Source organism: Polaromonas sp. JS666, from assembly GCF_900103405.1.
Taxonomy (GTDB): domain Bacteria; phylum Pseudomonadota; class Gammaproteobacteria; order Burkholderiales; family Burkholderiaceae_C; genus Polaromonas.
This window is the reverse complement of sequence record NZ_FNHX01000010.1, coordinates 1-22982: the sequence shown is the minus strand read 5'-3', so window position 1 is coordinate 22982 and position 22982 is coordinate 1. Positions and strand designations below refer to the sequence as shown.

The 22982-nt window shown below is 66.3% G+C and carries 26 protein-coding genes; 13 read left to right on the top strand and 13 right to left on the bottom strand.

Features of this window, described 5'->3' with window-relative positions; all coding sequences use genetic code 11:
• Position 1: 1 nt before the first annotated feature.
• Entirely contained in the window at positions 2-2125 is a 2124-nt protein-coding gene (locus tag BLQ85_RS19695; protein ID WP_139201063.1) for a lytic transglycosylase domain-containing protein, read from the top strand.
• Between the two features lie 15 nt (positions 2126-2140).
• Here BLQ85_RS19695 and BLQ85_RS19690 read toward each other — a convergent pair whose 3' ends face one another.
• Positions 2141-3277 (bottom strand): anhydro-N-acetylmuramic acid kinase, encoded by a 1137-nt coding sequence (locus tag BLQ85_RS19690; RefSeq protein WP_074579546.1) that lies wholly within the window; start codon positions 3275-3277, stop codon positions 2141-2143.
• A 22-nt stretch (positions 3278-3299) separates the two neighbouring features.
• The gene (locus BLQ85_RS19685) at positions 3300-4664 is read right to left on the bottom strand and encodes a M23 family metallopeptidase (protein ID WP_074579544.1); all 1365 of its coding nucleotides are present in this window, start codon (positions 4662-4664) and stop codon (positions 3300-3302) included.
• Between the two features lie 225 nt (positions 4665-4889).
• Between BLQ85_RS19685 and tyrS the strand changes: the two genes are divergently transcribed.
• Positions 4890-6122, top strand: coding sequence for a tyrosine--tRNA ligase (gene tyrS / locus BLQ85_RS19680; RefSeq protein ID WP_074579543.1), 1233 nt, complete (start codon positions 4890-4892; stop codon positions 6120-6122).
• A gap of 25 nt (positions 6123-6147) precedes the next feature.
• Here tyrS and BLQ85_RS19675 read toward each other — a convergent pair whose 3' ends face one another.
• The 3 genes from BLQ85_RS19675 to BLQ85_RS19665 form a co-directional block, all read right to left on the bottom strand.
• Positions 6148-6762 (bottom strand): OmpA family protein, encoded by a 615-nt coding sequence (locus BLQ85_RS19675; protein WP_074579541.1) that lies wholly within the window; start codon positions 6760-6762, stop codon positions 6148-6150.
• Complete coding sequence (locus tag BLQ85_RS19670; RefSeq protein ID WP_074579539.1) at positions 6759-7295, bottom strand: FecR family protein; 537 nt, start codon at positions 7293-7295, stop codon at positions 6759-6761. Before BLQ85_RS19670 ends, BLQ85_RS19675 begins: the two co-directional genes overlap by 4 nt.
• Before the next feature lie 81 nt (positions 7296-7376).
• The gene (locus tag BLQ85_RS19665; protein WP_074579537.1) at positions 7377-7778 is read right to left on the bottom strand and encodes a cupin domain-containing protein; all 402 of its coding nucleotides are present in this window, start codon (positions 7776-7778) and stop codon (positions 7377-7379) included.
• 134 nt (positions 7779-7912) lie between these two features.
• Between BLQ85_RS19665 and BLQ85_RS19660 the strand changes: the two genes are divergently transcribed.
• The 4 genes from BLQ85_RS19660 (at position 7913) to BLQ85_RS19645 (ending at position 10865) form a co-directional block, all read left to right on the top strand.
• A complete protein-coding gene (locus BLQ85_RS19660) occupies positions 7913-8827 on the top strand; it encodes a cation diffusion facilitator family transporter (protein ID WP_074579534.1) in 915 nt (304 codons plus the stop codon).
• A 64-nt stretch (positions 8828-8891) separates the two neighbouring features.
• Positions 8892-9644, top strand: coding sequence for a substrate-binding domain-containing protein (locus BLQ85_RS19655; protein WP_074579532.1), 753 nt, complete (start codon positions 8892-8894; stop codon positions 9642-9644).
• Positions 9644-10093: a D-aminoacyl-tRNA deacylase gene (dtd, locus tag BLQ85_RS19650; protein ID WP_074579530.1), complete on the top strand. Its 450-nt coding sequence runs from the start codon at positions 9644-9646 to the stop codon at positions 10091-10093. Before BLQ85_RS19655 ends, dtd begins: the two co-directional genes overlap by 1 nt.
• A gap of 91 nt (positions 10094-10184) precedes the next feature.
• The gene (locus BLQ85_RS19645; RefSeq protein WP_074579528.1) at positions 10185-10865 is read left to right on the top strand and encodes a glycosyltransferase family protein; all 681 of its coding nucleotides are present in this window, start codon (positions 10185-10187) and stop codon (positions 10863-10865) included.
• Between the two features lie 15 nt (positions 10866-10880).
• Here the strand turns inward: BLQ85_RS19645 and ybeY are convergent, their stop codons facing one another.
• Both ybeY and BLQ85_RS19635 read right to left on the bottom strand, forming a co-directional pair.
• Positions 10881-11336 carry an rRNA maturation RNase YbeY gene (gene ybeY, locus BLQ85_RS19640; protein WP_074579527.1) on the bottom strand — a complete coding sequence of 152 codons (456 nt, stop codon included), beginning with the start codon at positions 11334-11336 and terminating at the stop codon, positions 10881-10883.
• Positions 11326-12342 carry a PhoH family protein gene (locus BLQ85_RS19635; protein WP_074579525.1) on the bottom strand — a complete coding sequence of 339 codons (1017 nt, stop codon included), beginning with the start codon at positions 12340-12342 and terminating at the stop codon, positions 11326-11328. The genes ybeY and BLQ85_RS19635 overlap by 11 nt, the downstream gene beginning before the upstream one ends.
• Before the next feature lie 104 nt (positions 12343-12446).
• Between BLQ85_RS19635 and ruvA the strand changes: the two genes are divergently transcribed.
• The 4 genes from ruvA to BLQ85_RS19610 all read left to right on the top strand — a co-directional run bounded on the left by ruvA (position 12447) and on the right by BLQ85_RS19610 (position 15628).
• Complete coding sequence (gene ruvA / locus BLQ85_RS19630; protein ID WP_007867616.1) at positions 12447-13019, top strand: Holliday junction branch migration protein RuvA; 573 nt, start codon at positions 12447-12449, stop codon at positions 13017-13019.
• A gap of 211 nt (positions 13020-13230) precedes the next feature.
• On the top strand, positions 13231-14298 hold the full coding sequence (gene ruvB / locus BLQ85_RS19620; protein ID WP_074579520.1) for a Holliday junction branch migration DNA helicase RuvB: 1068 nt from the start codon (positions 13231-13233) through the stop codon (positions 14296-14298).
• Between the two features lie 2 nt (positions 14299-14300).
• Positions 14301-15122, top strand: coding sequence for a hypothetical protein (locus BLQ85_RS19615; protein ID WP_074579518.1), 822 nt, complete (start codon positions 14301-14303; stop codon positions 15120-15122).
• Entirely contained in the window at positions 15119-15628 is a 510-nt protein-coding gene (locus tag BLQ85_RS19610; RefSeq protein ID WP_083336929.1) for an energy transducer TonB family protein, read from the top strand. The genes BLQ85_RS19615 and BLQ85_RS19610 overlap by 4 nt, the downstream gene beginning before the upstream one ends.
• A 15-nt stretch (positions 15629-15643) precedes the next feature.
• On the opposite strand, the gene BLQ85_RS19605 is transcribed toward BLQ85_RS19610, so the two are convergent.
• The 6 genes from BLQ85_RS19605 to BLQ85_RS19580 are packed head-to-tail and all read right to left on the bottom strand — an operon-like array spanning position 15644 to position 20361.
• On the bottom strand, positions 15644-16825 hold the full coding sequence (locus BLQ85_RS19605) for a DSD1 family PLP-dependent enzyme (RefSeq protein WP_074579514.1): 1182 nt from the start codon (positions 16823-16825) through the stop codon (positions 15644-15646).
• The gene (locus BLQ85_RS19600; protein WP_074579512.1) at positions 16822-17526 is read right to left on the bottom strand and encodes a histidine phosphatase family protein; all 705 of its coding nucleotides are present in this window, start codon (positions 17524-17526) and stop codon (positions 16822-16824) included. Before BLQ85_RS19600 ends, BLQ85_RS19605 begins: the two co-directional genes overlap by 4 nt.
• 2 nt (positions 17527-17528) lie before the next feature.
• On the bottom strand, positions 17529-18152 hold the full coding sequence (locus BLQ85_RS19595; protein ID WP_074579510.1) for a DUF4136 domain-containing protein: 624 nt from the start codon (positions 18150-18152) through the stop codon (positions 17529-17531).
• A gap of 36 nt (positions 18153-18188) precedes the next feature.
• Positions 18189-19139, bottom strand: a complete 951-nt coding sequence (gene ttcA, locus BLQ85_RS19590) for a tRNA 2-thiocytidine(32) synthetase TtcA (RefSeq protein ID WP_074579508.1) — start codon at positions 19137-19139, stop codon at positions 18189-18191.
• 19 nt (positions 19140-19158) lie between these two features.
• Positions 19159-19530 (bottom strand): dihydroneopterin aldolase, encoded by a 372-nt coding sequence (locus tag BLQ85_RS19585; protein WP_007867594.1) that lies wholly within the window; start codon positions 19528-19530, stop codon positions 19159-19161.
• A 42-nt stretch (positions 19531-19572) separates the two neighbouring features.
• Entirely contained in the window at positions 19573-20361 is a 789-nt protein-coding gene (locus tag BLQ85_RS19580) for an SDR family oxidoreductase (protein WP_074579506.1), read from the bottom strand.
• A gap of 95 nt (positions 20362-20456) precedes the next feature.
• Between BLQ85_RS19580 and BLQ85_RS19575 the strand changes: the two genes are divergently transcribed.
• Genes BLQ85_RS19575 through BLQ85_RS19565 form a run of 3 tightly spaced genes read left to right on the top strand, consistent with a single transcriptional unit; the run spans position 20457 to position 22746 of the window.
• Entirely contained in the window at positions 20457-21563 is a 1107-nt protein-coding gene (locus tag BLQ85_RS19575) for a class I SAM-dependent methyltransferase (RefSeq protein ID WP_074579504.1), read from the top strand.
• 10 nt (positions 21564-21573) lie between these two features.
• Entirely contained in the window at positions 21574-21768 is a 195-nt protein-coding gene (locus BLQ85_RS19570) for a DUF2905 domain-containing protein (protein ID WP_074579502.1), read from the top strand.
• Positions 21769-21783: 15 nt separating this feature from the next.
• Positions 21784-22746: an ROK family protein gene (locus BLQ85_RS19565; RefSeq protein WP_074579499.1), complete on the top strand. Its 963-nt coding sequence runs from the start codon at positions 21784-21786 to the stop codon at positions 22744-22746.
• Positions 22747-22982 lie beyond the last annotated feature (236 nt).

The following is a 22982-nucleotide window of genomic DNA, read 5'->3' as shown; positions in this document are numbered from 1 at the left end:
AATGTCCCAGATGCTATACAAATTTCTTACCAGTCCCCTGCGGACGGCGGCCCTGGCGCCGGTTTTAGGCGCGATGGCCTGCTTCGCGCTGCTTGCCCCGGCCGCGGCCCAGGCGCCCGCCAGCGCGGCCGACAACGTGATCATCGAGATGAACAAGGCCTTCAAGCGCGGCGACAGGGCCCGGCTGGCGCAGCTGCTGCCGCAGGCCAGGGGCCACGCGCTGGAGCCTTGGGCCGCCTACTGGGATCTCAAGCTGCGCCTGGGCGAAGCCGGCGCGCAGGAGGTGCAGGACTTTTTGAGCCGCTACGCCGGCACCTACCAGGAAGACCGGCTGCGCAACGACTGGCTGCTGCTGCTGGGCCAGCGCCGCGACTGGGCCGGCTTTGCCGCCGAGTATCCCAACTACCGCATGAACGACGACAAGGAAGTGCGCTGCTACGCGCTGCTGGTCGAGCACCTGAAGAACCCGGCGCCCGACGCGCGCCTGGCCGAGGAGGTCAAAAAGAACTGGTATGCGCAGCGCGAGGCCGATGACGGCTGCAACTCGGCCGCCGAACGGCTGGTGGGCACGAAAAACCTCACGCCGCAGGACGCCTGGATCAAGGCCCGGCTGGCCACCGAAGCAAACCGCCCGCGCTCGGCACTGGCCGCCGTGCAGATCGTCGCCCCCGACGCCGCGGGCATGGTCAACGACCTCAACGCCAGCCCCATCAAGTTCCTGGCCGGCAAACACATCGCGCTGAGCAAGTCGCGGCGCGAGATCATCACGCTGGCGCTGATCAAGATGGCGATCAGCGACATCGACGGCGCGGCCTTCCAGCTGGAAAACAAATGGGGCATGCAGCTCAACACCGAAGAGCGCAACTGGGTCTGGGGCGTGATAGGCCGGCAGACCGCCACGCGGCTGGGCACGGCCCCGGCCGGCGACGCGCTGGAGTATTTCGCGAAGGTCACCAAGGACAGCGACCTCAGCGACGACATGCTGGGCTGGAAGGTGCGGGCCGCGCTGCGCGCCGGCAGCCAGCCCAACTGGCCGCTGGTGCTGGCGGCCGTCAATGCCATGAGCGAGGACGCGCGCAAGGACCCGACATGGAGTTACTGGAAGGCGCGCGCGCTGCTGGCCACCGCGCCGCCCGACGCGCCGCCCAAGCCCGCCGTCGTGGCCACCACGCCCGGCGTGGCCCAGACCATTCCCACCGGCATCACAATTTCGCCGCAGCGCGCCGAGGCCCTGGCCTTGCTGCAGTCCTTCGCGTCGGTGCGGGGTTTTTACGAGCAGCTCGCGCTGGAAGAGCTCGGCCAGAAAATCACCGTGCCGGCCAAACCCGCGCCGCTGACGCCTGAGGAAAAAGAAACCGCGCGGACCAACCCGGGCCTGAACCGGGCAGCCTACGCCATCGCCATAGGCCTGCGCCCCGAAGGCGCGCGCGAGTGGAACTACAGCACCAACCTGCACCAGCGCGGCGGCATGGCCGACCGCGACCTGCTGGCGGCCGCGCAGTTCGCCTGCGACCGCCAGATCTGGGACCGCTGCATCAACACCAGCGACCGCACCAAGGGCGAGATCGATTTTGACCAGCGCTATCCCATGCCTTTTCGCGAGACGGTGACCAAGCGCGCCCAGTCCATCAACCTGGACCCGGCCTATGTCTACGGCCTGATACGCCAGGAAAGCCGCTTCATCATGGACGCGCGCTCCGGCGTGGGCGCCTCGGGCCTGATGCAGGTCATGCCCGCCACGGCGCGCTGGACCGCCAAAAAAATAGGACTGGAAGGCTTCACGCAAGACCAGCTCAACGACCGCGACACCAACATCGCGATCGGCACGGCCTACCTCAAGTTCGCGCTGGACGACTTCAACGGCTCCATGCCCATGGCCGCGGCCGCCTACAACGCCGGCCCCGGCCGGCCGCGCACCTGGCGCAACGGCCCGGTGCTGGACGCCGCGATCTGGGCCGAGAGCATTCCCTTCAGCGAGACGCGCGACTACGTGAAAAAAGTGCTGTCCAACACCACCAACTACGCGGCCATCCTGACGGGGCGGCCGCAATCGCTGAAAGCCAGGCTGAGCACCGTGGGGCCGCGCGATGCGGCGCAGCCCGAGCCCTACAAGGACTTGCCTTAAAACAGCAGGGAGTTGCTAGGCGGGATAGACCGCACCCAGCACCCTCAGGCCGCGCGCGCCCGTCACGCTGGGCAGGTTGCCCGGCTTGCCCAGCACCAGTTGCCGCGCCAGCCAGGCGAAGGCTGCGGCTTCCACCTGCAGCGGCGGCAGGCCGTGCTGCTCGGAGGTGCTGACGCGCAGCGCCGGCAAACCGGCCCGCAGGCGCGCCAGCAGGTGGCTGTTGAAGGCGCCACCGCCGCACACGACCAGCGATTCGCTGCCCTGCCCATAGCCCTTCACGCCCAGGATGCAGGCCCTGGCGGTGAATTCGGTCAACGTGTTCTGGATGTCCTGGGGCCGCTCGCCGGCAAAAGGCTGGAGTTTGCCGGCCAGCCAGGCTTGGCTGAACAGGTCGCGGCCCGTGCTTTTGGGAATCGGCTGCGAGAAATAAGGCTCATCGAGCAGGCTGTCCAGCAACGCGGGCAGCAGCTTGCCGCCGGCGGCCCAGGCGCCGCCAGCGTCATAAGGCTGGCCGGTGTGCTGCCGGCACCAGGCATCCATCAACGCATTGCCGGGCCCGCAGTCAAAGCCCAACACCGGCGAGGCGCCCGCCTGGGGCAGCACGCTGAGGTTGGAAATGCCGCCCAGGTTGAGTACGCAGACCGTGGCGTCCTCTCGGCCGAAGACGCCCTGGTGAAAAGCCGGCACCAGCGGCGCGCCCTGCCCGCCCGCGGCCACGTCGCGGCTGCGGAAATCGGCCGCCACACGGATGCCCGTGAGTTCGGCCAGCAAAGCCGGGTTGTTCAATTGCAAGGTGTAGCCCGCGCCCGCCGGCTCGCTCGATGTTCTTTGCGGCTGGTGCCGCACGGTCTGCCCATGCGCGCCTATGGCTTTGATGTCCAGCGGCGAAATGTCCAGCGCCGCGGCCTGGGCCAGCAGCGCGGCCACGACCCTGGCATAGACCGCGGCAATCTGGTTGCCGGCCAGGGCGGCACGGTGCAGTTCGTTGGGCGTGGGCGCGTTCAGCGCCAGCAGCTCGGCGTGGAAAGCCTCGCTGAAGGGTTCGGTCGCGGCGGCAAGGACCTTCGGCTTATCGCCCTCAAACGCCACCAGAACGCCGTCGGCACCGTCGAGCGAGGTGCCTGACATCAGGCCAATATAAAGATCGAGCATGCGGCTATTCTGCCGCAGGCCGTTATTCAGCGCGGGTTTGTGTGATGGAGGCTGCAGCCAGGAGCTGAGTCCTCACGCCCACCGCAAGCTGCTTGAACAGCGGCATGGAAGCCGCGGCGACCGGGATGGCTTCGCTTTGTTTGGCGATCATCATCGGGTCCTGGTGCACGCCGTTGACGCGGAATTCAAAATGCAGGTGCGGGCCGGTGGCCCAGCCGGTGCTGCCGACCAGGCCTATGGTCTGGCCCTGGCTCACGTTCTGGCCTTTTTGCACCATGAGCTTGCTCAGGTGGGCATAGACGGTTTCATGGCCGTTGCGGTGCCGGACGAAGACCACGTTGCCGTAGCCGTTCTGCACGCCGGAGAACTCAACCACGCCGTCGCCGACAGTGCGCGCGGGCGTGCCTGTGGGTGACGCGAAGTCGGTGCCCAGGTGGGCGCGCCACTTCTGCAGGATGGGGTGAAAGCGCATCGAAAAGCCGCTGCTGATGCGCGAGAACTCGACCGGCGAGCTCAAGTAGGCACGGCGCAGGCTCTGGCCGTCCAGCGTGTAATAGCCGCCCTTGTGAGCGGCGCCGTTGGCGTCCAGGCCCGGGGGCTGGAACCACATGGCCTGGTAAGGCCTGCCGGCGTTGACGAATTCGGCCGAGAGCACGCGGCCGGTACGCAGCGGCTCGCCGTCGGCCTCCAGGGATTCATAGACCACGTTGAAGCGGTCGCCCTTGCGCAGCGCGCGGCGAAAATCGATGTCGCTGGAAAAAATTTCGGCGATCTGCACGGCCACGCCGTCGGGGATGCGGGCATCGTCGGTGGCGGCGAACAGCGAGGTCTGGATGCTGCCGCTGGACAGGCGCGCGGTGGCAACGTACGGCGCGGTTTCAACGCGGGAGCTAAAGCCGGTGGCGCCGCGCTCGACGACCAGGCGCTTGAACGTCGTTTCGTCGTCGGTGGGCCAGCGCATGCTGAGCTTGAGCAGTTGCTGGCTGTCGCTGGCTTCGGCCGTCACGTTCTTGCCGGCGCGGCCCGACAGCAGCAGGCGCGCATTGGCGTCGCTGCGCAGGAAGGCTGCGGCCGCGCTGTCGTCGATGTTCAGGCGTTTGAGCAGGGAGTCGGCGGTGTCGCTGCTGCGCGTGCTTTCAGTGCGAAACAGCTTGAAGCGGAAATCGGTCAGGGAATCGGTCTGGGCCTGCGTGGGCAGGGACTCCACCGCTTCGAGCACCTGGCGCACCGGCAGGTCGGCGGCATCGGGCGCCATGGGCGCCACACCGAAGGCTGTGACGCCGGTGCCCAGCAGCAGGACTGCGAGGCTGGCGGCGACACGTTTGGGGTGGCGGCGAAGGCTGTGGGCGACGGGAAGCAGTATCTGGGAAGGGATTGGCAGTTTCAAGACAAAATTCCCAACAAAAATGCATCGGACGCTGCGAAGCGCCGGACTGCTGTATAAAACATGGAGAGCTTTGATGGCCAGCCCTGGATTGAGGGGTGGGGCCTGAGCCATCCAGACGATGTGGTTCCTGATCAGCAATTTGCAGGCCAACTAAAATGGCGCGCTGGATGCAGGAGAGCCGCCAGTATATCTGTCGGACAACCCCCCGACATGTGAAAAACCCTTATGAATCAAGCGCTTGTTACAAAATACCCCATCACCGACCGTGTAAAGATGGGCCTCGCGACCACCCTGAGAGGCTGCGAAGAACTGATCCCGGAAAACGATTGGATACAAAAACTGGCCAAATCCGAGGCCACAGGGGTTCCGCTGCGCATCAAGCTGGGCCTGGATCCGACCGCACCTGACATTCATGTCGGCCACACCGTGGTGCTGAACAAAATGCGTCAGCTCCAGGATTTGGGCCATACAGTCATTTTTCTTATAGGCGACTTCACCAGCCTGATCGGCGACCCCTCGGGCCGCAACAGCACGCGCCCGCCGCTCACGCCCGAACAGATCAAGGCCAATGCCGAGACCTACTACCGCCAGGCCAGCCTGGTGCTGGACCCGGCCAAAACCGAAATCCGCTACAACAGCGAATGGAGCGAGCCGCTGGGCGCCACCGGCATGATCCAGCTGGCCTCGCGCTACACCGTGGCCCGCATGATGGAGCGCAACGACTTCCACGACCGCTTCAAGGCCGGCACCCCCATCAGCGTGCATGAATTTTTGTACCCGCTGATGCAGGGCTACGACTCGGTGGCGCTCAAGAGCGACCTCGAGCTCGGCGGCACCGACCAGAAGTTCAACCTCTTGATGGGCCGCCACCTGCAGCAGGAATACGGCCAGGAGCCGCAGTGCATCCTGACCATGCCGCTGCTCGAAGGCCTGGACGGCATTGAAAAAATGTCCAAGAGCAAGAACAACTACATCGGCATCAGCGAGGACGCCAACACCATGTTCGCCAAGGTGCTGTCGATCTCAGACGTGCTGATGTGGAAGTGGTATACGCTGCTGTCCTTCAAGAGCGAGGCCGACATCGCGGCCCTGAAGGCCGAGGTCGACGGCGGCCGCAATCCCAAGGACGCCAAGGTGGCGCTGGCCAAGGAAATCACCGCGCGCTTTCACTCGGCCGCCGCGGCCGACGCCGCCGAGCAGGACTTCATCAACCGCAGCAAGGGCGGTGTGCCCGACGAGATCCCCGAGGTGTCGCTGACGGGCGCGCCCATGGGCATAGGCGCGCTGCTGAAAGCCGCAGGCCTGGCGCCTTCGGGCAGCGAAGCCACGCGCCTGATCGACGGCGGCGGCGTGCGCGTGGACTCCAGCGTGGTCAGCGACAAGGCGCTCAAGCTGGCGGCCGGCACCTATGTGCTGCAGGTCGGCAAACGCAAGTTCGCGCGCGTGACGTTGGGCTGAACGCCCGCCGGCAGCCTCCCCTGCTTTAACGAACCTCTATGGTGACGCGCCGGTTGCGCGGCTCGTCGACCTCATCGGCCGTCGGCACGGCAAGCTCGCGCTCGCCCCGGCCCGCGGCCTCCATGCGCGCCGCCGGGAACTGGCGCTCGGCCAGGATCTGGCGCACCTGCTGGGCGCGCTGGGCCGAAAGGGCGTCGTTGCTGGCGCCCGAGCCCACGGTGTCGGTATGTCCGGTGATCACCATGTCGCCGCCGCTGCGGGCCAGCGCCGCGGCCAGCACCTGTTCCAGCACTTCTTGCGATTCGGCCGTGAGCACCGTACCGCCGGCATCGAAATACAGCGTGTAGCGCTGCGGCCGGGGCGGCGCCATCTCGAATAGCGAGCGGTGCTCGGCCTGCACCTTGGCCGGGTCGGCCTGGTCCAGCCGCGGCGCACCGCCGGCGCCCGATGCCGCGGTGGCCCGCTGGTAGGGCTGGGACACGGTGGTCTCGGCGCCGGCGCCCGCCTTGGCGCGCACCACCACGGCGGACGGCGCACCGCCTTCCTGCGGCAGCAGCACCACGCGGGTACCTGGGGCCGAACAGGCCGCCAGCAGCAAGGCGAGCGTGGCGGGGATAAAAAAGCAGGGACGGCCGCTCATGGCTGCTCGTCCGCCTGCACGATGAAGTCCGTCCCGCGCACGCCAACAAAGGCGAATTGCGTTTCGATGCGCACCGCTTCCGGGTGCGACTTGCCAAGCAGGCCGGTGATCATGCGCAGCGAGCCCTTGAGCAGCGAGGCCAGCAAATTGCCTTCATGGGTGGTGGCGTCAAAGCTGAAGGCCGTGAGTTCCATTTGCGAGGACGGCCCGAGCACCAACGTGCTGCCGTCGCGCAGCACCAGGCTGGCGGCGGAGTCGGGGCCTGTCGTGATGCGCCCGCCGGGCAGCAGCGCGTCGCCGGCCTGCGCCACCCGCGCCGCCTCGCCCGGCGCTTGCAGCAGTTGGACGCCACCTTTGAGGGTCTTGAGGAAGCCGGCTTGCCGGACGGCGGCTTCAACAGGGGCGGCCGGCGCGGCCGCAATGCCTGGGGGTTCGGGGATGGGGGATGAGGTGTTTGGCGACGGGGCCTGCGCATGCGCGCCGGCCGCAGCCAGCGCCAGCGCGGTGGCTGCGATCAGATGCGGATAGGACATTGTTGTTTTTACTCCGGCGGCCATTGTCGCATCGGCGACCGGAGCTTGCAGCGCCCGCGCGGCGGCGCCTGCCGCGCGGCCTCAGGGTGCGGGCGAGGCCAGCGGCTTGCCTTTTTCGACAACGTAAACGCCGACCAGCTTGATGGGCGCATTGGTGGTGTTATGGGCGTCGTGCACCACGCCGGCCGGAATGACGAAGGACTCGCCCGCCTTGACCTGGCGCGGCGGCTGGCCGTCGATCAGCAGGGTGGCCTCGCCTTCGAGCACATAGCTGATTTCATCGCCGGGATGGGTATGGCGGCCGGCTTTGGCGCCGGGCGCCACGTCGACGCGGGCCACCACGGCCTCGCGCCCGGGCACGGACACGTCGGCCTTGCCGACAAGCGTGCGCGTCAGGCCCGAGGCCTGCGCGAACAGGGCGCCGGCCGACACGGCCAGCACGGCGCCCAGCACCAGGGCGACACTGCGTTTCTGGAGTTTCATGGGTGATTCCTCAGGAGTGGTTCGTTGTGTTGATCACGCGCAGGGATTGCGGCGCGCACCCATGCTAGCGGCCGCGCCGGGCGCCGGCCTTGGGAACAACCCTTGGCGCCATCACCGTCGTACACAATAGCGCCATGAGCTCAACCACCTTCCAGGCCCTGACGCCGCAGCGCATGCTGCAGGCCTCGGTGGCCGTCGCGGTGCTCACCATCGCGCTGAAGACCACGGCCTGGTACATCACCGGCTCGGTGGGGCTGCTGTCGGATGCGATGGAGTCCTTCGTCAACCTGGCCAGCGCACTGTTCGGCCTGGCGATGGTCACCATCGCGCAGCGGCCCGCCGACGACGACCACCCTTATGGCCACCACAAGGCGGAGTATTTTTCCTCCGGCTTTGAAGGCGCGCTGATCATAGGCGCGGCGGCGGCCATCATCTGGGCCGCGGCCCATCGCATCCTGAACCCGCAGCCGCTCGAAAAAATGGGCTGGGGCCTGGCGCTGGCGGTGGGCAGCTCGGCCCTCAACGGCCTGCTGGCCTGGGTGATGTTCCGTGTGGCCAAGGCGCACCGCTCGATCGCGCTGGAGGCCGACGCCAGGCACCTGGTGACCGACGTCTGGACCTCAGCGGGCGTGGTGGTCGGCATAGGCGCTGTGATCGCGACGGGCTGGCTCTGGCTCGACGCCGTGGTGGCCATAGGCGTGGCCATCAACATCCTGTGGGAAGGCTGCCAGCTGGTGTGGCGCTCTTCACAGGGCCTGATGGACGAAGCCGTGGAGCCCGAGGTGATGGCCGAGATCCAGAAAGTGCTGCAAGACTTCGGCCATCCCACCATCCGCTTTGACCACCTCAGCACGCGCCGCGCCGGCCAGCGGCGTTTTGTTGATCTGCACATGCACATGCCGGCCAGCTGGTCGCTGGGGCGGGCCGCGGCGGTGCGCGCCAGCGTCGAGCAGGCCCTGATGAGCGCCGTGCCCGGCCTGCGCGCCACCATCCAGCTGCTGCCCAGCGACGTGGAAGCGCATTTTGACGACGAGGCCGACCTCATCTGAAGGAAGGCCTCTTTTCCGATACCCCCTCGATAATTTCCCAGCCCTTTTTCGTCCAGGAGCCTCCATGAAACGCATCTTGCTTCCCGCCCAGGCCCTTGCCTGCGCGCTGCTGGCCTTCACCGCGCATGCGGCGGACATCGCGGTCCTCAGCGCCGGCGCCATCGAGCCGGGCCTGAAGGCCGCGGCCGCCGCGTTTGAAAAGCAGACCGGCCACGGCGTGAAAATCACGTTCAACACCGCGCCCGAGCTGAAAAAACGCATGGAGTCCAACCCGGCTTTCGACGTGGTGATCGCGCCGCCCGCCGTGATCGGCGAATTCGCGGCGGCCAGCAAGCTGGCCGAAACGCGCGCCAACGTCGGCCGTGTCGGCATGGGCGTGGCTGTGCGTGAAGGCGCAGCTACGCCCGACATCTCCAGCGCCGAGGCGCTCAAGCGCTCGGTGCTGGCCGCCGACTCGCTGGTGTTCAACCGCGCCTCCACCGGCCTGTACCTCGAAGGCCTGCTCAGGAAGATGGATGTCTATGCGCAGGTCGAGGGCAAAACCACGCGCTACCCCGACGGCGCCGCCGTGATGGAGCACGTCATCAAAGGCAAGGGCCAGGAAATCGGCTTCGGCGCGATCACCGAAATCCTGCTTTACCGGGGCAAGGGCCTGAAGTTCGTCGGTCCGGTGCCGGCCGAGGTGCAGAACTACACCTCGTACACCGCCGCGCCGCTGGCCTCCGGCAAGCAGCAGGAACTGGCCCAGCAGTTCGTGAGTTTTCTCGCGGGGCCGGTGGGCAAGCCGCTGTTCGTCGCGGCCGGCGTGGGCGACTGATGAAGGCGCTGCTGCAGCGCGTGGCCGAGGCCCGCGTGGTGATCGAGGGCGAGACCGCCGGGCAGATTGGGCCCGGGCTGCTGGTGCTGGTGTGCGCCGAGCGCGGCGATAGCGAAGTGCAGGCCGACAAGCTGCTGGCCAAGATACTCAAGCTGCGCATCTTTTCCGACGAGGCGGGCAAGATGAACCTGTCGGTGCAAGACGTCCAGGGCGGCCTGCTCGTCGTGAGCCAGTTCACGCTGGCCGCCGACGCCTCGGGCGGCAACCGGCCCAGCTTTACCGGCGCGGCGGCGCCCGAAGAGGGCCGCCGGCTCTACGACTACTTTGTGGCACAGGCGCAGGCACTGCACCCGCAGGTGCAAACCGGGCGGTTTGCCGCCGACATGAAGGTGCACCTGGTCAATGACGGGCCGGTCACCATCCCGCTGCGGATCGACCCGGCAACCTGACAAGGAGAGGCTGAGGTATAAACCGGCAGGTGAATCGGCGGCGGACAATGTCTCGCTGTCGGCCCGGCATTGCACACTCTTTAGGCTGCCCATGATCCGTTTTGTCGTCGCCACGCGCTCCAGTTTTGACAATTTCTTCACCGAAACCGCGCTGGGCCGCTCACTGGCCCTTTATTACCCGCTGGGCGGTATACAGGTACGGGTGTTTGAAAGCAATACCGCCGGCCTGCCCACCGTCTACAACCAGGCCATCGAGGAAGCACGCACACAGCCGGCCTTGCTGGTTTTTTGCCATGACGACTTGCACCTCTGCGACTTTTTCTGGGCTGACCGTTTGCGGGAAGGCATCCAGAAATACAACATCGTCGGCCTGGCCGGCAATTTGCGCCGCGTGCCGCGCCAGCCGGGCTGGGCCTTTATTGATGAAAAACTCACCTGGGATGCACGCGAAAACCTGAGCGGCGTGGTGGGCCACGGCGACGGCTTCCCTTCCTCCAACATCAGCGTCTTTGGCCCGTCGGGCCAGGCGGTCAAGCTGCTGGACGGTTTGTTGCTAGCCTGCGAGAGCCAGTTGCTGATCGACAAAGGCCTGCGCTTTGACGAGCGGTTCAATTTCCATTTTTACGACCTCGATTTTTGCCGTGAAGCCGAGAAGCTGGGGCTCAGCATGGGCACCTGGCCGATCTCCGTGGTGCACCAAAGCAGCGGCGTCTTCGGCACCCCGTCCTGGCGCGCCGGCTACGCGGCCTACATGGACAAGTGGGAGTCCTGAGCGGGACCCGGACATTCAGCGGTAGGGGTTTTTAAAACCCAGCCCCGCCAGGATGCGGATTTCCTCCGCCTCCATGGCTTCGGCGTCTTGCTCGCCGGTTTCATGGTCCCAGCCCTGGGCATGCAAGGTGCCGTGCACCAGCATATGGGCGTAGTGGGCCTGCAGCGTCTTTTTGTTGTCTTTCGCTTCCTGGGCCACCACGGGCGCGCACAGCACCAGGTCGGCCGTCACCACGGGTTCCTGTGTGTAGTCGAAGGTCAACACATTGGTGGCGTAGTCGCGCCGGCGGTAGTCGCGGTTCAGCGCCCGGCCTTCCTCGGCATCGACGATGCGCACGGTGATCTCGCCGTCATGCGCGAGCGCGTGGCGTATCCAGCGGGCCACGCTGTGGCGCGGCAGGGCCGCGCGGTGGCGCGCCGCGTTCTGAAGGTCGCCAAACTGCAGCGACAGGCTGAGCTGCTTAAGAGCCATTGCGGCTCCTTGCGCTGGCGCGGCGAGGCGGCGTGGCCGCAGGTTCGGCAGCGACCTCCTCCACAAGGGCCGGCCGGCCCGGTGATTTGTCGTAGGCGTCAACGATGCGCGCCACCAGCGGGTGGCGTACCACGTCGGCGCTGCTCAGGCGGGTGATGGCAATGCCCTTGACGCGCTTGAGCACGCGCTCGGCATCCACCAGGCCGCTGAGCTGCGTGCGCGGCAAATCCACCTGGCTCACGTCGCCGGTCACCACCGCCTTGCTGCCGAAGCCTATGCGCGTGAGGAACATCTTCATCTGCTCGGGCGTGGTGTTTTGCGCCTCGTCGAGGATGACAAACGCGTGGTTCAGCGTGCGGCCGCGCATGAAGGCCAGCGGCGCGATCTCGATCTGCTGGCGCTCAAACGCCTTTTGCACGCGCTCAAAACCCATCAGCTCGTGCAGCGCGTCGTACAGCGGGCGCAGGTAGGGATCCACCTTCTGGCTCAGGTCGCCCGGCAGAAAACCCAGGCGCTCGCCGGCCTCAACCGCGGGGCGCGTCAGCACGATGCGCTGCACGGTGCTGCGCTCCAGCGCATCGACCGCGCAGGCCACGGCCAGGTAGGTCTTGCCGGTGCCGGCCGGCCCTATGCCGAAGGTGATGTCGTGGGTGGCGATGTTTTCCAGGTAGGTGCCCTGGTTGTTGGTGCGGGCGCGCAGGTCGGCGCGCCGGGTGGACAGCGTGATGCCGCCGTCGGGCGCGGTGCTCAGCGCCGTGTCGCCGGCCAGCATCAGCTGCACGGTTTCGGGCTCTATGGGCCGCTGGGCAATTTCGTACAGGGCCTGCAGCACTTCCAGCGCCAACGTCGCCTTGACCTTGGTACCGTCGATCTTGAACTGCTCGAAGCGGTGCGCGATCGTGACGTCCAGCGCCGCCTCTATGGTGCGGATATGGCTGTCCATGGGCCCGCACAAATGGCCCATGCGGGTGTTGTTGGGCGGCGTGAAGGTGTGGCGAAGGATCAAGGCGGTGGGTTTCCTGAAAAACTCAAAACACCGGCGCCGGGCACCGGTCAAAACGCAATTGTCCGCCCAAACAGGCGCTCGCGCCTGACTGATAAGATTTGCCCATGATTGGAAGACTCTCAGGCCAGCTGGCCGAAAAAAATCCCCCGGAAATCCTGGTGGACTGCAACGGCGTCGGCTATGAGGTGCTGGTGCCCATGAGCACCTTCTACAACCTGCCCGGCCTGGGTGAAAAAGTCAGCCTGCTGACGCACTTCGTGGTGCGCGAAGACGCGCAAATCCTCTACGGTTTCGGAAGTGCCACCGAGCGCGCGGCCTTTCGCCAGCTGATCAAGATCTCCGGCGTGGGCCCGCGCACCGCGCTCAGCGTGCTCAGCGGCATGAGCGTCGAGGAACTCTCGCAGGCGGTGACCCAGCAGGAAGCCGGCCGCATCATCAAGGTGCCCGGCATCGGCAAAAAAACCGCCGAACGCCTGCTGCTCGAGCTCAAGGGCAAGCTGGGCGCCGACATCGGCGTGCAGGTCAGCGTGGCCAATGACGCCCAGTCCGACATCCTGCAGGCCCTGGTGGCGCTGGGCTACAGCGACCGCGACGCGGCGCTGGCGCTCAAGGCCCTGCCCAAGGACATAGGCGTGAGCGACGGCATCAAGCTGGCGCTGAAGGCATTGGCGAAATGAAAATGAGCGACCGTAGGGACTCTCTTCCACCCAAGCAGGGGCCGCGGAACCGGCTTTGCCGGGCCGCAGGCGCAGCGGCCCCCGAGGGGCTGGAGCTCGCGGCTCCAAGCCTGCCTGCGCAGGCTTGGACGGGCGACAGAGGCGAAGCGTCTCGCGAACCGCGGCCTGCAAGGCCTCGCGCAGTACACGCAGTGACAAGCGTGGGGGCCTTATGACCATCCAGACCGACGATTTTTCCTCCGGTGACTTTCCGCCCGCCAAGCGGGTAATGTCGGCCGCGCCGGCCTCGCCCGGTGAGGAGGCCATTGAGCGCGCGCTGCGCCCCAAGCTGTTTGACGAGTACGTGGGCCAGTCCAAGGTGCGCGACCAGCTTGAAATCTTCATAGGCGCGGCCAAGAAGCGCCAGGAGGCGCTGGACCACGTATTGCTGTTCGGCCCCCCCGGCCTGGGCAAAACCACGCTGTCCCACATCATTGCGCACGAACTGGGCGTAAACCTGCGGCAGACCTCGGGCCCGGTGCTTGAAAAACCCAAGGACCTGGCAGCGCTGCTGACCAACCTGGAAAAGAACGACGTCCTGTTCATCGACGAAATCCACCGCCTGAGCCCGGTGGTGGAGGAAATCCTTTACCCCGCGCTCGAGGACTACCAGATCGACATCATGATCGGCGAGGGCCCGGCGGCGCGCAGCATCAAGCTGGACCTGCAGCCTTTCACCCTGGTGGGCGCCACCACGCGCGCCGGCATGCTGACCAACCCGCTGCGCGACCGCTTCGGCATCGTCGCGCGGCTGGAGTTTTACACGCCCGACGAGCTGGCCCGCATCGTGCGGCGCAGCGCCAAGCTGCTCAACGCGCCCATCGACGAGGACGGCGGCTTTGAGATCGCCCGCCGCTCGCGCGGCACGCCGCGCATCGCCAACCGCCTGCTGCGCCGCGTGCGCGATTACGCCGACGTCAAGGGCAGCGGCCACATCTCGCTGGACATCGCCAACAAGGCGCTGGCCATGCTGGACGTGGACCCGCAGGGCTTTGACGTGATGGACCGCAAATTGCTCGAAGCCGTGATCCACCGCTTTGACGGCGGGCCGGTGGGCCTGGACAACATCGCCGCCAGCATAGGCGAGGAGCGCGACACGATTGAAGATGTGATCGAGCCCTATTTGATCCAGCAGGGCTATCTGCAGCGCACACCGCGCGGGCGCATCGCCACGCTGGCCGCCTACCGCCACCTGGGCGTGGCGCCACCGGCCAGCGGCAACGACATGTTCAGCGCCTGAGCATGGGACGGTGGGTGGCGATATCGCCTGGAGCCGATCCCTCCTGGTCAGAAATCGGCGCGGTATGGCGTTTCTATAACTCGGTGGTTCTAGGCCTGACGGCGACTGTCGTTGTTTCCTACGCCGTGAGCGGGCTGGTGTTCGGTCATTTACCCGTGTTTGTGATGACTGGCTTCTTCATGCTGCACGGGATGCCTGCCTGGCTCGCGGCAGCCGGTACCTTGGTGCTTGCGATGGCTTGGGCGAATCAACTTGTGCAGTGGCATTGGTCGCAGGCTTCAGCGGATTTCTGCCGTCGTTTCCGCATGATGTGTTATGTCGCCTGGGCTACCGCGTGGAGTGTCGCGGTGGTGGTGACGGTGTTTGATGCCAAGCCGTGGGGGCGCTGGGATGGACTGGCGCCCACAGCAGAATGGTTTTTTGCGCCCTTGCCCTGGCTCTGGCGCGACTTGCTGCCGCTGGCGTCACCCCACGTGACGAGCAAGCTCTATGTCGCGGGCGCAGCGGCTTTCGGGCTCTTCGTCGTTTTCCTCAAAAGCACTTGGTGGCCCCGAGGTTTTCCTTTCTTCCTGGGGGTGGCCGTTTGTGTGGCAGGCCTTTATTTTCTGGGTGAGGCAGCTTTTGACTACGGCGCCGCCCGCGGACTTGCCGGAGCCTCTGTGAATTTCCCGAATGAGCTGAACGCCAACCCTGGCCGCTATAACGCATGGAACTTCCTGTCATGGTGGGGCGCGGTTACCAGCATGGCGTACGGCACGGTGTTAGTGTCCTGCGCATTCGTTCTCGGCCCGCACGACCTTAAGGCCCGCACCGATCGATCATGAAACTACCAGTGCATTTTGTGAGCCGCCACATGGCGCCTGCTGTCCGGAGCGTGACCCTGGTCGGGCTGCTGGCAGGCTGCGCGGCCACAGGCAATCCGACCGCGCCCCGCACACCCAACCCGGCGGTACCGCTGGCGGCCAGCTCCAGCCTGCCGGAATTCCCCGAGCTGTTCAAGCAGATGGGCAAGCTCTACGCCGACCACCCGCAGGCACCGAAGATGCAGGACGGCGACGGCATGGGGCAGAAGATTTCCATCGCGCGCGTGCGCAAGCCCGGCGCATTGGACGCGCTGCAGGCCTACCGCGCGCAAGGCCTGCACGGCCGTGTCGTGGTGATTGCGCTGCTGGATGCCGAGGGCAAGCTGCTGGACGCTCGCGTGCTGTCATCCACGCACGCTGAACTCAATGAGGCAGTGCTGCAGTCGGCGCGCGAAGCCGAGTACCGGGGCGGCCGCATCAACGGCGCGGCTGCGCCCATGTATGCCGTCTACGGCGTGAACTTCTAAAGCGCAACCAGCCGATCAGGTCAGCGCGCCGCGCGCGTCGACCCGGAAGATACGCTGCACGGTGCCGTTGCGCAGGCCTCCCGTCACGCCAATCATGAAGTCGTGCAGGTTCACGGTCGGGTCGCAGTGCCCCGGGATCAGCCACAGCATGCGGCCCAGGCCGGGCAGGCGCTTGCTCTCGCCGGCGGGCCGCAGGATGCCGTGCTCGTCGCCGCCGTTGAAAAACTCAAGCTCGCTTTCGGTGTCGAAGGCATGCACCAGCGGCAGGCCGGAATCGATCGCGTGGCTTTTGTGGCCGGCGTCGCACACCGCGTGGCCGCCGTGCGTGCTGATGACCTGGGTCTTGATGAAAAGCGCGTGCTCGAACTGCGGCTGGGCCGGGTCTCGCTCGTTTTTCGCGTAGTCGGCGTCCATGAACATGAAGGAGCCGGCCTGCAGCTCGCCGTAGACGCCGCTGGCCGCTTCCAGCATCAGGCTGCCGGTGCCCGCGCCGGTCACCAGGTCCACCGTGATGCCCTGGGCCTCGACCAGCTTGCGCGTGAGCACCACGGCCTCGACGGCCTTGGCGATGGCGTCGCGCCTTTCGTGCGCGCTGCGCATGTGCTGGGCCTTGCCGTGGTAGGCCTGCAGGCCGGCAAAACGCAAGGCCGGGTGCTTGCGGATTTCCAGCACCAGCGTGACGGCGGCGGCACCCGGCTCGACGCCGCAGCGCCCCTGGCCGACGTCGATTTCGACAAAAACGTCGATCACGGTGGCCACGCCGGTGGCGCTGCGCGCCTCGGTCATGGCCTGCGCCAGGCGGATCACGCCTTCGGTGCTGTCGACCGCGATGGCCAGGTGGCCGCCCTGGGCCGCGAGCTTTTGCGCGAGCGCGGCCACGCGCGCCAGCTTGGCCGGGGCGATGACTTCATTGCTGATGTAGATGTCGGTGACGCCGCCGGCCGCCATGATTTCGGCCTCGGAGGTCTTCTGCACGCAGACGCCGACCGCGCCGGCGCGTACCTGCATCTTGGCCAGCGAGGCGCTTTTGTGCAGCTTGGCATGCGGGCGCCAGCGGACGTTGTGTTTTTTTGCGAACTCGGCCATGCGCGCGAGATTGCGTTTCATCGCGTCCATGTCGATGACCAGGGCAGGTGTGTCGATATCGTTGACCGGCTTGCCTATCAGTTCGGCCAGGCGGGTGGGCATGGTACTCATGAGGTGCGTCTAATCTCTTCTGGTATTTTTGATGGCGCGCTCAGCGGGTCTGGCGAGCCGCCGGAAATTGCGCTGTCGTCCAGTGTGCCATCGTCCAGGTGCTGGGTGTCGGCCCAGCCGACGAGCGTAAAGCCTTCGGGTGTCCAAAGGAGGCGGTTGATGGCCGCATTGCCGAGTTCCCAGGTGCGCGGCGCCTGGATGTCCAGCCGCGTCGCGGCGCGGTACAGCACGTCCATCACGCCGCCGTGGCCGACCAGCGCGATCAGCTCGCCCGGATGCGCGGCCGCCAGGCGTTCGGCCGTGGCGACCACGCGGCTGCGCAGGGCGATCAGCGATTCGCCGCCGGCGGGCGCGAATTCGGGATCGCGCTTGCGCCAGCGCATGGACTGGTCGGGCAGCAAGGCCTCGATCTCGGCAAAGGTCTTGCCTTCGAAATCGCCGAAACCGCGCTCGCGCAGGCCTTCCTCGCGCGTCACTTCCATGCCCTGGACGCGGGCCAGGTACTGCGCGGTTTCCCATGCGCGGGTCAGGTCGCTCGCGTAGATAGCGCTGATGGGCTCGTCGGCCAGCGCCCGCGCCATGCGCTCGGCCTGCCTGCGGCCGGTTTCATTGAGCGGAATGTCCAGGTGGCCCTGGATGCGGGTGTCGACGTTCCAGGTCGTTTCGCCGTGGCGAATGGCGATGATGCGCGTTGGTTCCATGGTCACCTGGGTATTTCCACGTTGATGCGGCGCGTGCCGGCGGGCGGTTGCGGGAACCCGCGCAAGGCCGAGTCCAGCATGGCGGGCAGCACGGCCAGTGTGTCGCCCCAGACGCCGTCGTGCAGGGCGCGTGTTTCAAAGCTGACCTGGTTGGTGCGCAAATCGCGCATCACGATGCTCAGCTCGCGCTTGAAATAAGGCGGCTCGGCAATCCCGCCGCCAATCGGAAACGACAGGCCGACCGAGGCGCCGCGGCTGCCGCCGCCCACAAACACGCCGCTTCCGAAGCCAAAGCCGCCGTAGGGGCTGTAGCCATAAGGCCCGCGGTCGATGATCTGGGTGTTGGCCGTGACTTGCACGCTGTAGCGCGCGGCGGGCGGGTTGAGCTCCATCCCCACTTTGGCCAGGGCGGCGCGCGCCAGGCCTTCCACATGGTCCTGCTGGCTGCCCGCGGCCTGCTGCGAGGGCAGGCGTTCAAAGCGGTAAGGCGTGGCCGGCGCGGGGGGCGGGCCGTTCCAGTTGTAGAAGGCGGTGACGTCGCTGTCGACCACGCGCACGGTGGAGCAGCCCGCCATCAGCAAGGCCGTGGCGGCGATGGAAAGAATCACTGCGAATGCGCGTTTCATAAGCTCTCCGGAGTCAGCTGTTGAAGGAACACTCCCTCAGCGCGAAGTGATGCCCACCACGGACAGCCCCGGCAGCGCCGGCTCGCGGAACTCCTCGGGGTCAAAGGCCTTGTCGCCGTCAGCATCGGCCACGCCGGTGGCCTTGATGGCCTTGAAGTCGTGGCGTTTGTTGTCCATCAGGTGCGAGGGCACGATGTTCTGCAGCGAGGCGAACATGTTTTCGAGGCGGCCGGGGAATTTTTTCTCCCATTCGCGCAGCATGTTGCCGACCTGCTTGCGCTGCAGGTTTTCCTGGCTGCCGCACAGCGTGCAAGGGATGATGGGGAATTCACGCACCTGGGCCCAGCGCGTGAGGTCTTTTTCGGTGACGTAGGCCATGGGGCGTATCACCACGTTCTTGCCGTCGTCGCTGACCAGCTTGGGCGGCATGCCTTTGAGCTTGGCCGCGAAGAACATATTGAGGAAAAAAGTCTGCAGCATGTCGTCGCGGTGGTGGCCCAGCGCGACCTTGGTGCAGCCGAGCTCGCCGGCCACACGGTACAAAATGCCGCGGCGCAGGCGCGAGCACAGCGAGCACAGCGTCTTGCCCTCGGGGATCACGCGCTTGACGATGCTGTAGGTGTCCTGGTTTTCGATGTGGAAGGGCACGCCCAGCTTGCCCAAATACTCGGGCAGCACATGTTCGGGAAAACCGGGCTGCTTCTGGTCGAGGTTGACGGCGACCAGCTCGAAATTGATGGGCGCGCGCTTTTGCAGCTTGAGCAGGATGTCGAGCATGGCATAGCTGTCCTTGCCGCCCGAGACGCAGACCATGACCTTGTCGCCCTCTTCAATCATGTTGAAGTCGACAATCGCGCGGCCGACTTCGCGGCACAGGCGTTTTTCGAGCTTGTGGTCTTCCCGCTCTATCTTCATGCTGTTTTGCACGCGCGCCGAGCTTTCCTGCTGCTCGTACTCCGCCACGGCTTCTTCCCAGACTGCGCTCATATCATTCGCTCCCATAACTTCACCACTGTCCCGTCTCGATGCGAATGGCCACTTCGCAGTCGTCAAAAATTTCAAGTTTCGCGATCTTCACGCGCACGCCCAGCACGCCGGGCAGCTGCATCAGCCGGTGCGCCAGCTTGCCGATCAGGCTCTCCAGCAGGTTCATGTGCTCCGCCGTGCACTCGCTGATGATGATCTGGCGCACCTTGCGGTAGTCCAGCACATGGTGGATGTCGTCGTCATGCGGCAGCAGCGGCTGCGTGCCCAGGTTCAGCTCGGCATCGACCTGGATAGGCTGCGGCGCGGTTTTTTCATGGTCCAGAATGCCCAGGTTGGCGTCAAAACGCAAGCCGCTGAGGTTCAGGGTCTGGGTTCCGCGGGTGTTGTACATGGCGCCAGTCTTTGGTGTGTGGGTGGGGCAAGCGGCGGCGGCTTACATCAGCGAAAAATCGCGCTCGAACTTCATCAGGTGCTGGCCGCCGTCCACCAGCAGCGTGGTGCCGGTGATGGAGCGGTTTTCCAGCGCGAATTTGACCGTGGCCGCGACGTCGGCGGGCGTGGAGGATCGGCCCAGCGGCGACAGCTTGTGCCTGGCCTGGAACTGCTCGTCGCTCAGCAGATGGCTGGTCAGCGTGAGGCCCGGCGCCACGCCGACCACGCGTACCCGGGGCGCGAGCGCCAGCGCCAGCATGGTGCCGGCCGCTTCGAGTGCGGCCTTGGAGAGGGTGTAGCTGAAAAAATCGGGGTTCTGGTTCCAGAGCTTCTGGTCCAGCAGGTTGACCACGGCGCCCTGCTCCCCCTCCGCGCCCTCGCCGCCGCGCGCCACGATGTGGGCGTGCAGCGCCTGCGCCAGCAGCACGGCGGCGCCAGTGTTGCTGTGCAGGTGCTTGTCCAGGGCCGCAAAACCGAAGCTGGCGGCGCTGTCCTCTTCAAAGGTGGAGGCGTTGTTGACCACCGCATCAACACGCCCCATGCGCGCGGCCACGGCCGGCAGCAGGCCGCGCACCGCGGCCTCGTCGCCCAGGTCGGCCTGGAAAGCGGCCGAGACGCCCGACAGCCTGGCGCAGTCGGCAACGGTGGCCGTGGCTTCGGCTTCGGAGGCGCGGTAGTGCACTGCCACCTGCCAGCCGCCGGCCGCCAGCGCCAGCGCGATCTCGCGCCCCAGCCGCCGCGAGGCGCCGGTCACGAGGACCACGGGTGGGGAGGACGGAGCAGGGTTCATGGGCGGGAGTCGGGACTCAAAAAGGGGCAAAAAGGGTGGCCGGGGAGCGGGATGAGGAGGCCGGGGGATCGCCGACAATGGCGGATGGTGACCCCATGACCTCGACGACAGCTACCCCTATTTTAACGACCGCCCTCGCCGCCCACATTGCCAAGGCCATTGAGGCCGCCGGGGGCTGGCTGGGTTTTGACGAATTCATGGCCCTGGCCCTTTACACCCCTGGCCTGGGCTACTACGCCAACGATTCACGCAAATTCGGCCTGATGCCGGGCAGCGGCAGTGATTTTGTCACCGCGCCCGAGCTCTCGCCACGTTTCGGCCAGGCCCTGGCGCGCCAGGCGGCCCAGGCGCTGGAGGCCACCGGCACGGCCGAGATCTGGGAATTCGGCGCGGGCACGGGCGCGCTGGCGCAGCAGGTGCTGCAGGCACTGGGGCCCAAGCTGGAGCGCTACACCATCGTCGATCTTTCGGGCAGCCTGCAGGCGCGCCAGCGCGAACGACTGGCCGTTTATGGTGACAAGGTGCAATGGGCTACGGAACTGCCGCCCAGGATGCGCGGCGTGGTACTGGGCAACGAGGTGCTGGACGCCATGCCGGTCAAGTTGCTGTCACGCCTGCAGGGCCGCTGGCATGAACGCGGCGTGGTGGTGCACGAGGGCGGTTTTGCCTATGCCGACCAGCCTACTGCGCTGCGGCCGCCCGTCGAGGTGGAGGGCACGCATGACTACCTCACCGAAATCCACCCTCAGGCCGAAGCTTTTGTCGCCACCATGGCCGACCGGCTGGAGGCCGGCGCGGTCTTTTTGCTCGATTACGGCTTTCCGGAGCACGAGTACTACCACCCGCAGCGCAGCATGGGCACCGTGATGTGCCACCGCGGCCACCTGGCGGACGCCGATGCGCTGGCCGATGTGGGCGGCAAGGACATCACCGCGCACGTCAACTTCACCGGCATCGCCCTGGCCGGCCAGGAGGCCGGGCTGGAAGTGCTGGGCTACACCAGCCAGGGGCGCTTTTTACTGAACTGCGGCCTGGTCGACGGCATGGAGGGCGCGCCGCTGGAGCAGCGCGCCATGGTGCAAAAACTGATTGCCGAGCACGAGATGGGCGAGCTGTTCAAGGTGATCGCCTTCGGGGCCAAAGGCCATCCGGTCTGGGAGCCTATCGGCTTTGCCGCCGGCGACCGCATGCATACGCTCTAAACTGGCCACCATGATCCGCTGGTTTATCGTCATCTTCCTGGCCCTGATGCTGATCGGCTGGTTCAGCCCGCTGCTGCAGAAGCTGGGTTTCGGCAAGCTGCCCGGCGATTTGCGTTTTCGCCTGTTCGGGCGTGAATGGTTCATCCCGTTGACCACCACCATCCTGCTGAGTTTTATCGCCAGCCTGGTTGCCAAAATTCTTTAAGGAAAACATCTCGCCATGAAAGCCTGCGTCGACCTGGGAGGCACCAAGATTGCGGTCAGCCTGATAGAAGCCGGGCAAGAGCTCAGCCTGGCCCAGGCCTCCCAAGTCCTGCAGTCCCGGCGCGTGGAGCCCACCGAAAAATCCGGCCTGACAGACGCCGTGGCACGCCAGGTGCTGCGCATGCTGGGCCAGGCCTGCGAGGCCGCCGGCATCACCGAGCAGGACATCACGGCCGTCGGCATCTCGTCCTGCGGCCCCTTCGTTGCGGTGAACGGCATGCTGGAGATCTCCAACCCTAATATCTGCGGCGGCATGGCCGGCCCGGCGCGCGGCCTGCCCAACGACTGGGTCAGCGTGCCGCTGGAGGCCCCATTGCGTGCCCGCTTTGGCGAAAAACTCCAACTGGAGAACGACGGCGTGGGCGCCCTGCAGGCCGAGCGCCGCTGGGGTGCGCTGCAAGGCTACAGCCACTGCGCCTACGTGACCTGGAGCACCGGCATAGGCTTCGGCCTTTGCGTGGACGGCCGCATCCTGCGCGGAAAACACGGCAACGCCGGCCATGCGGGCCACACCTTCGTCAGCGACCACAGCGACGCGCTGTGCGGCTGCGGCAACAGGGGCGACCTCGAAGGCGTGGTCGCCGGCAACGCGATTGCAAGGCGCTTCGCCGGCGCGGGCTACCCCGGCGCCTCCGCGCTTTTTAGCGCCGCACAGTCCGGCGACACGGCCGCGCAGGCCATCGTCGACGAACTGTGCCGCGTGATGGGGCGCGGCCTCTACAACATGGTCGCCACCCTGGACCTGGAACGCATCAGCCTGGGCGGCGGCGTATTCTGGAATCACCGCGCGTACTTGCTGCCCCGCCTGAGCGCAGAGATCCACGGCAAGCTGCCCGCGTTGACGGATGCGTTTGAGCTGGTGGAGGCTGGTTTGGGGGAGAGGGTTGGGGATTTTGGGGCGCTGGCGTTGGTAAGTTGAGTTGGCCGGGTCTTGCTCCGGCGGGCGCGCTTCCCCTCTTCTCCTTCTACTCCCTTCGTTTTTCTGTTCACTCTGCTGAGGCTTGCTGGCCGGGTCTCGCCCCGGCGGGCGAGGCACTTTTCTTTGCTTCGCCAAAGAAAAGTACCCAAAAGAAAGGCGACCCGCAGTCTGGGTCCCTCCGCTGCGCTACGGGCAACCTGCGGTGCTCGAGCCAAGCGGGGTCCGGCTAAACTCGC